Annotated in this window: 10 protein-coding genes and 2 tRNA genes; 5 read left to right on the top strand and 7 right to left on the bottom strand. The window is 59.0% G+C overall.

Annotated features, from left to right (window positions below; translation table 11 throughout):
- Positions 1–63 precede the first annotated feature (63 nt).
- A complete protein-coding gene (locus tag NZK35_RS05185) occupies positions 64–762 on the top strand; it encodes a hypothetical protein (protein ID WP_259631532.1) in 699 nt (232 codons plus the stop codon).
- Here NZK35_RS05185 and NZK35_RS05180 read toward each other — a convergent pair.
- From NZK35_RS05180 to rho, 3 genes are all read right to left on the bottom strand, one after another.
- Positions 737–1,051, bottom strand: a complete 315-nt coding sequence (locus NZK35_RS05180) for a hypothetical protein (protein ID WP_259631531.1) — start codon at positions 1,049–1,051, stop codon at positions 737–739. The two genes, NZK35_RS05185 and NZK35_RS05180, sit on opposite strands and share 26 nt — an antisense overlap.
- A gap of 602 nt (positions 1,052–1,653) precedes the next feature.
- Positions 1,654–1,736, bottom strand: a tRNA-Ser gene (locus NZK35_RS05175).
- Between the two features lie 86 nt (positions 1,737–1,822).
- Positions 1,823–3,136 (bottom strand): transcription termination factor Rho, encoded by a 1,314-nt coding sequence (gene rho, locus NZK35_RS05170; protein WP_259631530.1) that lies wholly within the window; start codon positions 3,134–3,136, stop codon positions 1,823–1,825.
- Between the two features lie 1,392 nt (positions 3,137–4,528).
- Between rho and NZK35_RS05165 the strand changes: the two genes are divergently transcribed.
- Entirely contained in the window at positions 4,529–5,734 is a 1,206-nt protein-coding gene (locus NZK35_RS05165; RefSeq protein WP_259631529.1) for a DUF255 domain-containing protein, read from the top strand.
- A 195-nt stretch (positions 5,735–5,929) separates the two neighbouring features.
- Here the strand turns inward: NZK35_RS05165 and NZK35_RS05160 are convergent, their stop codons facing one another.
- Positions 5,930–6,193 carry a hypothetical protein gene (locus NZK35_RS05160; RefSeq protein WP_259631528.1) on the bottom strand — a complete coding sequence of 88 codons (264 nt, stop codon included), beginning with the start codon at positions 6,191–6,193 and terminating at the stop codon, positions 5,930–5,932.
- 61 nt (positions 6,194–6,254) lie between these two features.
- Positions 6,255–6,923: a HEAT repeat domain-containing protein gene (locus NZK35_RS05155; protein WP_259631527.1), complete on the bottom strand. Its 669-nt coding sequence runs from the start codon at positions 6,921–6,923 to the stop codon at positions 6,255–6,257.
- Positions 6,924–7,180: 257 nt separating this feature from the next.
- Between NZK35_RS05155 and NZK35_RS05150 the strand changes: the two genes are divergently transcribed.
- Positions 7,181–8,341, top strand: coding sequence for a hypothetical protein (locus NZK35_RS05150; protein ID WP_259631526.1), 1,161 nt, complete (start codon positions 7,181–7,183; stop codon positions 8,339–8,341).
- Between the two features lie 73 nt (positions 8,342–8,414).
- A complete protein-coding gene (locus tag NZK35_RS05145) occupies positions 8,415–9,254 on the top strand; it encodes an MBL fold metallo-hydrolase (RefSeq protein ID WP_259631525.1) in 840 nt (279 codons plus the stop codon).
- 316 nt (positions 9,255–9,570) lie between these two features.
- On the opposite strand, the gene NZK35_RS05140 is transcribed toward NZK35_RS05145, so the two are convergent.
- Together NZK35_RS05140 and NZK35_RS05135 are read right to left on the bottom strand one after the other, a co-directional pair.
- Positions 9,571–10,065, bottom strand: a complete 495-nt coding sequence (locus NZK35_RS05140; protein ID WP_259631524.1) for a DUF4870 domain-containing protein — start codon at positions 10,063–10,065, stop codon at positions 9,571–9,573.
- A gap of 201 nt (positions 10,066–10,266) precedes the next feature.
- The gene (locus tag NZK35_RS05135; RefSeq protein WP_259631523.1) at positions 10,267–10,515 is read right to left on the bottom strand and encodes a Uma2 family endonuclease; all 249 of its coding nucleotides are present in this window, start codon (positions 10,513–10,515) and stop codon (positions 10,267–10,269) included.
- Positions 10,516–10,708: 193 nt separating this feature from the next.
- Between NZK35_RS05135 and NZK35_RS05130 the strand changes: the two genes are divergently transcribed.
- A tRNA-Leu gene (locus tag NZK35_RS05130) sits at positions 10,709–10,792 on the top strand.
- Positions 10,793–11,146 lie beyond the last annotated feature (354 nt).

The following is an 11,146-nucleotide window of genomic DNA, read 5'->3' as shown; positions in this document are numbered from 1 at the left end:
TAAGACCGTCGCTCCGGGCTCAGCAAAGAGGCGGCCGAGGACCCGAACATTGTCGCATCACGCGTGCAGCGGATCGCGACGCTGGTTCATCAGAAAATGGTCGGCGGGCTGAAACCGGATCCTCCAACGGATGTCCCCGAATGGATGGAGCAGAGTCTGGAAGACGAAGTCGACGAAATGGATCGGCTGAGGAGGAAGAACGACCTGCGCAGCGAGCGGATGGCCCGCTGGATCGAGGAAGCGATGGCTTTGGGGATGTCCGACGGCGACGCGTTCGATCTGGCGATGCAGAAAGAAGGTTTGGCAACGCGCTGCGAAGATGGTCCCATCGATGATCTCTTTGACGCAATCGAACCCGACGACGAAGTCACTGCTGGTGACGAGAAACACCCAACGGTGATCAAGGCGGAAACGCTGCTGATGCAGTTCATGGATTTGCCGGCGGACAATGCTTCGCCCGGTTCATTCCCCTCGATCGCCTGTCGCGGGGCAATGGATTTGCTCGGCGGTCTAGCACAAGCGACTCATGGGAGATTTGAAGGTCGAATCGATCGAGCGCTCGCGATCAGCCAGCTCAAACGCGCGCTCTCCGGACACGCCTTCGCCCAAGGCGCCGTGCTTGGCCTATGCAACGAAGGCAAAATCTCGGAAGACCAGTCGGCGCGACTGCACGAACTGCTGCGATGGCTCGACCAACGCAACCGTTCATTTAGATTTGGACGGAGCACTGGAGACGTCAAGACAGTGCTTGCATCAGACTGAAAAGCGGCAGCCCGAAGCCGATCACCAGCAGGACGAACACGACCAGCGCCAGGGCGATCGCGTACCAGCCGATCCGACGACGCGTTTCACCTGCACCCAAGAACAGTGGAACGCAGACGAGCCCGATGGCGATGAAGAGGAGCAGAGCGCTGAAGCCCGAATGCAGCAGCCAACGGGTCAACACCGGCAATTGAACTTCGAAGTCCTCGAAAATCGAACGCATGGCCGGACGGAGAACCATGATCTTGATCGCCAGGCCGCACCACAGCAAACAAGCAAACAGGTACACCAGCGATCGTCGCTGCCGGCCCGTTTCCATCGCAACCGGCGGATGAAAGGGGTTGTGTTTCGGGTTCCCGTCGTCAGAAAGACTCTCGGTCATGTTGCGTCAGGGGCAAGGGTTGATTCGGCGGTCGGCGGGACCTTTTTGGATCGCCCTGAATTCAGCAGCGACTGGTGCACTGCATCAAAAGTGACGCGTCAAGGTTTCCCACTTCAACGTCAGTGGGGCATTCTACAACCTGATCAACATCGCATCGCGGTTTTATTAGCGGTCATGGAAGGCGTGCACCGCGCACAGAACCGGGACGCGTCCGCGGATCATCATCGATGAGTCGGGGAGAGGAAGGCAGCTAGCTGAGACCGCCTTGCAGAGCGCCACTGCGTAAGCCCATTGGTAAGACCTGTGGAGCTTGATCGGCTCCGAAAGTGATGCTGCGGCATCAGTCGATTGAAACCACCCTCAAGTATTACGTAGGTCTCAATGCTGACCGCACTGGCGACGCTTTGTGGCGCGTCCAGGGTGCCACTTTGGGTGACATGCTGGATTCGCTGATTCCGTCCGATGAGGACGAAGATTCAGAAAGCCCGTAAATCACGGGCCCAAACGAGCGGAGGACACGGGACTCGAACCCGCAGCCCCTTACGGGGTACCTCAGTTCCAGTGAGGCCGCTCACCAATTCGCTTATCCTCCGGCACAAATCCAGTCTAGCGTTTCAAGTTCCACGTTCCAAGTTGGGGTACTCCGAACTTGAAACCTGAAACCTGAAACCAATCACCCTACAGCGACGTTTTGGCGCCGCTGATCAGCTTGATGAACTCGTCGTTACTTTCGAATCGACCGAGTTGTTTGGTCAGTTGCTCCATTGCGTCACAGGGGTGCATGCTGGAAAGCGTCCGACGCAACATCGTCACTGCTTCGTAGGTTTCTTCGTCGTGCAGCAATTCTTCACGACGCGTTCCCGACTGGCTGATGTCGATCGACGGCCAGACGCGGCGGTCTGCCAAGCGGCGATCGAGCACCAATTCCATGTTCCCGGTTCCCTTGAACTCTTGGAAAATCGCCTCGTCCATACGACTGTTGGTGTCCACCAGACAGGTGCCGACGATCGTCAGCGAGCCGCCTTCTTGGAACGCCCGTGCAGTGGCGAACAGTTTCTTCGGGATGTCCATCGCCTTGATGTCCAGACCGCCGCTCATCGTCGCCCCGCCTCGGCCGCTGCGTCCGACCCACTTGTTGAACGCACGGGCAAGTCGCGTGATCGAATCGAGCATCAAGAAAACGTCTTGCCCCATTTCGGCCAGTCGCCGGGCACGATCGATCACCAATTGGCTCAGTCGGACATGACTTTCGACGTCCATGTCCAAGCTGCTCGCGACGACTTCGCCACCGACGACGTTACGACGCATGTCGGTCACTTCTTCGGGCCGCTCGTCGATCAGCAACACGATCAATTTCAAATCGGGATGATTGGCCGCGATCCCGCTGGCGATGTCCTGCAGCATGACCGTTTTCCCGCTTCGAGGCGGCGCAACGATCAATGCCCGCTGACCCTTGCCGAGCGGTGCAAGCAAATCGATCACGCGGTTGGTGATCGGCCGCTGCCCACGCTCCAACACCAACCACTCTTCGGGGTTGATCGGGGTCAGGGTTTCAAAACTCTTGACGTCCGGATAGGACTCCGGCGGCATCCCGTCGACGTCCAGGATTTCGCGGATCCGGGGGCCCTGCTGGCGTTTGGCTTGCTGCATCATCGCTTTGATGAAGACACCTTGCCGCAAGCCGAATCGCTCGATCATCGTTCCGGGGACAAACGGATCGCTGCGTTCACGCGAATAATTATTGTCTCGGCTGCGGAGGAACCCGTAACCGTTGGGGTGCAGCTCCAGGATCCCCTCGCACTCTTCCAGCGGCGCGTCACTGGGAATATCCGCGGGCTCGCGATCCATGTTCTGATCTCTCGCGCCGGCACCGTTGTTACCACTGCCACCGCCACGTCGCCGTCTTCGCGAACGCGGTTTGCTACCACCCCCGCTTCCGGCTTGTCCATTGGAACTTGGGCCGCGACGAGGAGACCGTTTCTTTTTCGCCATGTGTAATCCAGAGAGCGCCGACGCGCCATCGAGCGTCCTCCGCCCGGAAGGCGGAAGTCGGCCGGCAATCATGTAAAGAATCCGCAGGATGGAACGATAAAGGACCCAAACGCGAAGCTGCGGAAACCATCCCGCGCAGGGTCAAACCAAATAGTCTTCGTGAGCCAACGTTATTGTGTTGGCGAAACTGTTTTCACTGGCCAGCACGCGTTTCGCACTGGCAATTCAACACACGACCGATCACTCCAGGGTCTGTCCGGTGGACACGACGCTGCAACTGACCTTTCTTACTTGAACGAACACGACCGAATCGCTGCCCAACCGCACCGATGTGGTTGCGACCAATCAGCGCCCCGATCACGGGCTGGACCGAGCTGGCGGGAGCGGCGCCGGCCGCCAAGCAAAATGCCGTTTCCTCTGGCTTGTGTCGATCTTAGGGTTGTCCGGTGTCCCGAGAAGAATCATCCCGCGGACACTACCAATTCCTTTCCGTTTTCGTCGCCCGACACCTGGATACGTCGATGCTGGGAAATCCCCGTCTCAACTCCCACACTTGAACCGACCGGTGGCCAATCATCGGGAAGAGAGGCAAATCAACCTTTCGGCCTTCAAAAGCCGGATCGCAGAATCGTCGTGGAGCGACGCAATGAACTGTGGAGCGGTGACGCGTAAATTCCAGCAACACCGCCGACTAAAGCTATCGGAAATATAGCCGAGCAACAGCCTGTGTCAAGCGAAGCCTATCGCATGCCCCTCTGTCGGGTGTGCTGATCTGTTCGGCTCGCGGCTCTTCCGAGAAACGATCGCACTCGAGAGCTTTCGCCCACAAGCCACGGTTCCCAGGGTCGTCGATTGGATAAAACCCACCGATAGCAGTCCGGACCCGCGGATCCCAGACTGCTCTTTGTCCGTGGGGCTGCGCTGCCATCGGTGGGTTCCTCTCAGCCAGACTTTGCTTTGTTCCCGGGCTTCGCCCCACGCCGTGAACGATTTATTTCCTGCGTTTGAAGAGGTTTTAGCGGCAGGGCGCAAGCCCTCCGGTTCCGAATCTTTGCCAACACACCGGAGGGCTCGCGCCCTGCCGCTAAAACGTCGTTCACGGCGTAGGGCTACGTCTGGGAACACACGACCATCGAGGCCGCTCGCCTCCTGCTCCGCCACCGACGAGTGGCGAGCGGGAAACGCGCCGTGACGGTCCTGAGTCGACGCCGCTGGCTTTTTTCATCGCACCCCGCCGGCTGAACTGGCGTCAAAGTCGGCCTATTCTGTACTTTCCGCTTAAGCGACAGGTTCCCGCCTGCCGATCAACTCACCAGGCGCAATGTCCGGGTGCTTCGTTCGGACGCTTCACCCCCAACAGTTTTTCCTCCCGGATCGACACAGGAACGCAGGATGCGAAACGCCGCGATCTATCTCGTTGTCTTCACGCTCACCAGTCTCGGCGCGCAATCGTCTCAAGCCCAAATCGCTTGGGAGGGCAAGCTTCGCGATGCCCACTCCAAGGCCAAGCAGCAGGGCAAGCTGATGCTATTGCACTTTTACACCGACAATTGCATCTATTGCGATCGCTTGGAAGCGGGCGCCTTTCGCAGTGCATCGGTGTCGCAATCGATCAACCAAAACTTCGTGCCGGTCAAAGTCCACGGGACCAAGAACCCCAAGTTGGCCGAAATGTTCAAGGTCACGAAGTATCCCACCGACGTGATCGTGACCACCGATGGCAAGGCACTCTCTCACTCGGTCAGCCCCCAACAGCCCGATCGCTACATCGCAATGCTGTCCGAAGCCCAAGTCAGCTACGCCAAGGCGCGCTCGACCCTGGCCAGCGCCGAGCAAACCGCACCGCCAGCCTCTACTGCCACGGCTCCGGCAGCCAGCGTGGCGATGACCACGACGCCGCCGGCGGCAACACCGCCGACCGCCATGGCACCCGATTCGCTGCCGGTCCAAATCCCGGCTCCCGGCGCAGTGGCCCCCGGAGCGGTTGCCCCCACAGTGACCCCGTCCGCAGTGACCGGCACGTCGCGTCAAAATCAATTCATGCTTCCTGGCGATTCGACCGGTCGAGTGCGTTCGGCCAGCGTGACCACAAACGGTTCGCTCCAGGCATCGCTGGCAAGTGCACGAACCAATGGCATGACACTTCCCGGTGACGCGTCAGCGACGCAACCCACCGGCGACACGACCGCGTCCAAGACGACCGACTCGCCGAGCAAACCCGAACTCGCGATCCAAGGCTTCTGTGCCGTTTCCGTTGTCAATCGTGGCGAATGGGTCGAAGGCAAACCGGAATTGGGCGTCATCCACCTCGGCAAACTGTACCTGTTCGCCGACAAGGACTCGATGGAAGTGTTCCTCTCCGATCCGATCCCGTTTACTCCGATGCTGAACGAAATCGACGTCGTCCGCTTCTTTGAAGAAAAGAAGATCGTTCCCGGCAAACGTGAGTGGGGCGTGATTGACCCGATTCACAATCGGATGTTCTTCTTTGCCGACGAAGCCGCCATGTTGCACTTCGAAAAATCGTTCGACCGCTACCTCGATGCGGCCATCGAAGTCATGGATCAAGCGATCGAAGAATCCAACCCGGGCGTTTAACGGCCTGTCGATGAAAGCCCGCACGCGTCAGCGGGGGGCCACGCGGCGGCACGCGTCTATGCGTCGCACCTGACGTGATCGCGTTGAACTCGGAAGATCGACTCAATCGACAGCCGGTAACGCAACGGCTCAAGAGGTGGGATAGGCATCCAGCTTGTGGACCGTGTCTCGACAGGCTGGAAGCCTATCCCACCTTTACTTGGTGCTGCCGCTGAGCGTTCGATCCGGCGTGGCGTATCCCGGGCGAACACCATTGGCGATAGCCATGCCGGCGATCAACGAGATGATCGCCACCAAGACCCAAACCGATCGCGCCGCAGACATGCCGTATCGATCCACGACGTGCGAGATCGATCGCAGGTGGTACGGTTGCTGCCAAGGGCCGATCGCGACGGCAAACGCCAACACGCCGCCGATGAACGCGACCATCGCCACGAAGAGGTCGTTGTAGCTGGTCATCCGGTCATCCCAATCGCACCCGGCTTCATCCGTCGTCGCTGTCTCAAAAGACGCTATGTAATCAGACGTCGCTGCGACGCATCCGCCGCCGCAGCATCCGCAGCTGCACGCGGGCGCTCTCTAAGTCGGGCACGATGTCGATACAACGTTCCAGCGACTTCGATGCGGCAAGGTATTCGCCGCACATGATCTGACAGCGCGCCAGTCCCTGCCAGGCGGTGTAATGAAATCGACAACGCCACAAGCAGCCGACGTATGCTTGTGATGCTTTGGGGTAATCCTCCAGCCCGTGCCAGCAACTGGCCAATTGAAAATGCGCCTCGGCATACATCGGCGCCTGTTCGACCAGGATCATTGCCGGGGCCAGCGCCGCGGCAAACTCGCCGCCGTCGGTCAAGTGCATGACCTTGAGCAGCTGCTGGTGGTGGGTCGGTGCAGCATCACGCAGCAACAGCCCCCGAAACGAATCATCGGCTACCAGCCGAACACCGCGATCGACGTCACTGAGCGCGCGGCCGAGCGGATCGATCGATCGACTATTGCCCAACAGCCCCAAGGCCATCGCCGCGGCGCGACGCAGTTCGACATCGCCGCGACGAAGCAACGTCGCCAAGGTCATCGGAGAGTAATGCTCATCAACCTCGGCCGCATACCGCGGGGCGTCCGCACTGGAAAGAAGTCGGCGATAGGCTGTGGCCAGCCGGGTGGTCCGCACGAGAGGTGAAGTCACTTTACCATCCGTCGAAGTTGGGAGAGTCGTGGTGCAAGTCGCGTGTATACTAGGCACGAAGGTGTCACAGGCAACCGATCCATGCCAGAATTCCAGCCCCGGTGGTCCACGAGTCTAGTTGCCGATCAGAGCCTCCACAACTCGCCAACACACCGAGCCAACGGACGGATCAGCGGCGACCACTCGATCAAGCCCCTGTCTTGTCAAAAACACAAAAAAGTCTCACCTGATCCGCGCTTCTCACATCCAGGAAGACGATGCCCCACCCCTTCCGTTCTCAGCCGCTGGTTTGCACTGTCGTCTTGACGGCGCTCTCCGTTCTGCATCTTGTCGGACTGTCTAAACCAAACTCCGCCGCAGAACCACTGAGCCAAGCGGACGAATTCGCGCAGCGGCTCCGAGAACCACACACCGGCTTCGTTGATGGACAGACATTGCGCCTCGCCATTGCAATCGTTTCCCAACAACAAACTCAACCCAATCGCCACATCAACACCTGGATTGACCGCAAGGTCAACCCAGATCGCCTAGTTTCGCCCGGAGGCCTGGGGCCAACACGCTACGCATCGCTTTGCAAGGTTGCGGCAGCGGCTGGTTGCGTTTGCTACCCCGTGGACAACTGCGTGCTGATCGGTCGCGCTTCCTGGGTCGCCGAGCTCTCGCATCGGCTTTATTCCGACGTCGATGATGACGTGCCGGGCCGGCGATCACGTCGCGGTGACGCCGAGTCCATGGACCTGCAATGGCCCGACCTGACGACTCCCGACGAAGCCATGCAACTCGTTCGAGGACACTCTGCCGGCAGGCAATCTGGCGACATCGCGCCGCTCTCGCTTCCGCATGACCTGTGGCCGGAAACGATGCTGCGTGACATTTCACCGCAGCTGGCGTTGCAATTGATTGCCGGACAGTTTTTGGGAGAGCTTCCGGACGCTCCAATCGAGGTCCCCTTCGCGCGTGCTTATCAATTCGCCGGTGCCTCCAGCGTCGTCGATGGGCTGCGGGAAATCGATCCGAATCTGCAAATGAAAGTCAGCGGCGGCCAGATTCGATTGCTCGCCATTCCGGTAGCCCACCAGGCGTTTTGCCTGCAAATGCTGTCAATTCCGGATGAAGAACTGGTGCCAGTCCCGGTGAACCCGGCAGCGGGAACCGCGTTGCAGCGGTTGAAAACGAACCAACGTACCTTTTCTCTAAACGTTGTCGACAAACCGGCCGGGCCATTGATTCAAGCGTTGGTGGGGCAGCTCGGTTTGCAGTGCCAATTCGATCCCGCGGCGAACCCTCAGCTGGAGAAACGGGTCTCGTTCTCGGTCGTCGACCAGACCCTTTGGCAGCTTGTACGGTTGATCACCGACCAAGCATCCTTGAAGATCGATGCAGCCGGCGACAAGCTTCGCATTTCGGCAAAGCACTAGACGCATCGCAGTTCGGCGGTCTTAGCCGGGCACTCGTTTGGCACCAACGAGCCACATTGGAAACACAGACGTTATGGTCGAAAACATTCCCCTGATCTCGCACCACCACGATGGTCTCACGATCGAGGGTTTTTCTCGCGCGGCCGTGCAAACGTGCTGGAGAATCAACGAGCTGAAGCTGCTGTTCGATGTCGGGGCGCAACCTTGGGATTTCATGGGGGCGCCCACGTTGTTCATCTCACATGCCCACCTGGATCACATCGCGTCGCTGCCATCCTATGTGTCTCGGCGACGGATGATGAAAATGGATCCGCCGGTGATCTACTTGCCCGATTCGGCGGTCGACGAAGCCTGGAACATGCTGCAAACCTTTCGCCGACTGGACCGTGGCGCGATGCCTTGCGAATTGGTCGGGCTCAACGCCGGGGACGAAATCGAGCACGGCCGCGAGTACTTGGTGACGGCGGTGCCGACGCGGCACACGATCACCTCGCTCGGCTTTGTCGTCTATCACCGGCGTCACAAATTGAAGTCCGAATTCGCCGAGTTGTCCGGGCCCGAAATCCGCGACTTGAAACTCGCCGGCACCGAGATCACGACCGAACATCGGGTTCCCGTCTTCGCCTACACCGGCGACACCTCTCCGCCGGGGCTGGACAACAATCCTGATTTTTACAAGGCAAAGATCTTGGTCAGCGAACTGACGTTTGTCGCGCCCGAGCACCGCAAAGACAAAATCCACAAGCACGGTCACATGCACGTCGACGACTATCGCCAGCGTGCCGATCGGTTCGAGAATGAACTGGTGATCGCCGGGCACCTGAGCACGCGTTACCACGACAAGCAAGTCAAAACGATGGTCCGCCGCGCGTTGCCAGGCATGCTCAACGACCGCATGAAACTCTGGATCTAAACCGTAAGACAGGCTTCCAGCCTGACATTCCAGCACGCCGCGTTAGCGACCTGTCGATTTCATCCGATCACACATGGGATCAGCCGTTTCGCGCCAGCGTACGGGCCTGCAGCACGAAGAAAACACACCGGGGCCCGCAGGCTCGCGCCAAACGACTGATTAATTCTTCTCGTGTTAGCGGAAGGGCGCGAGCCCTCCGGTCGATCACCTTCTCGTGTTAGCGGAAGGCCGCGAGCCCTCCGGTCGATCACCGCCAACGCCGGTGCCATCGGGGCCAGCAGGTACCGCGTGCCTTCCCCGCCCCAAGCCTCTTCATTCAATCCTCTTCAAAGAACCGGATCGCTCCGGGGTACGACCAGATCTCGCCGTTGTTTGCCTTGACCGCGGCCATGATCGGGAACACGAAATCCAGGATCAGAATCAAAATCAGCAAGGGGATTCCGATCAGCACCATGGACAGCAGCCCGGAGACGAACGCGTAGATCAGACTGCTGATCAGCCAGTTCATCATGCGGTTGCCATGGCGGCGGGCCAGATCGGATTCGTCTTTGCTGATCACCCACATCACGATCGGCGCGACGATGCCCAGCCCGGAGACGACCAGCAGTTGTGACAGGTGCATCAGCGTGCAATAGGTTTCTTCGTTGACGCCCAGGATCTGGCCGGGCGCCGACGAGCCCCCGAAACCCGACATCGCCGGCTGCGGCTGCTCATGAAGCACCTTTCGCTTGGCCTCTTCGAACTCGATTTCGGTCAACGATCCGGCATCGCGCAGTGCCTGTAACCGAGCCAGCTCATCTGCAATCGTCATCAGGAGGCACTCCAAATAAGAACGAGGAAGGGGGGCAAAACGAATGAGCCTCCATTTAGGCCATGAATGGTAGCCGGTAGGGCGCCAAAACCAATCACGTTTCCGCCGCACGTGTTTCGACACCGTCGCGGAGTGTTTCGGCACCCGACAGGTCGACCTTCCGATAGAGGTCTACGACCAGCAGTTCACAATTCAATGGCTTCAGCTCGACGGTGCCGCCGATTTCGTTGCATTCGCGAAGCAACCAGTTTCCGTCGTCTTGTAGTGAAAAGTGCTCCACGTGAGTGCGGTGACGACATTTCCGACGATCAGATTGTGCCGTCGGCTGGCACCAGTCATTGCAAACACTTCACCGCGATAAAACTCGCTCTTGAAGTCTGCCTGGCGTTCTTGGGCCAAGTAAGCCAAGTAATCAGCTTCGGAAAGCAGCGGTTTGGGAACGCCGGACATCGCAACACTTGGTGGCGGGGGATAAGTAGGGAGATTGAGATCCATTTTCCCGGCTTTGCCCCCTGCCGCAAGGGAAACGGCCAAAGGTCCCCAAAAAACCACAAAACACCGCCGCTTGCACGAACCTGATTCGTGTTCAATAATCTCCCTACTCGGCCGGACGAGATTTCCCACGTCCCGGCCCACTACCGAAGCCGAAGTGGCGGAATTGGCAGACGCGCTGGATTCAAAATCCAGTTCCCGCAAGGGAGTGAGGGTTCGAGTCCCTCCTTCGGTACTTCTTAAAACAAGAGGATTTGGCGTCGTTGGACCGGAGTCCTTTTTCTGTTGGCTTCCGCGAAATGATTCAATCCTCCAGCTCGCGGCATCGGTCGCCACCGCAACAGTTCTGCGGTCGGCAGACGTTTTAATCCGCCTAACAAGACCAGGGTGCGAAACGAGACAAGAAAATGGATGACAAGAAAATAGGGTAGGAGCGACCTGGAAAGCCTGGATCGGACCGAGGAGATTTTCTTGCCACCCATTTTCCTGTCCCCAATTCTTCTGCCATCTACCCATCCCTCGCCACCACGCGCCAGCCGCTGGCATGCACCCCAGCACGCCGCGTCAGCTAGTGGCGCGTGCATGCTTC

It is taken from the genome of Stieleria sedimenti (genome assembly GCF_025060895.1).
GTDB classification, from domain to species: Bacteria; Planctomycetota; Planctomycetia; order Pirellulales; family Pirellulaceae; genus Stieleria; species Stieleria sedimenti.
This window is presented reverse-complemented; position numbering and strand designations above follow the sequence as displayed.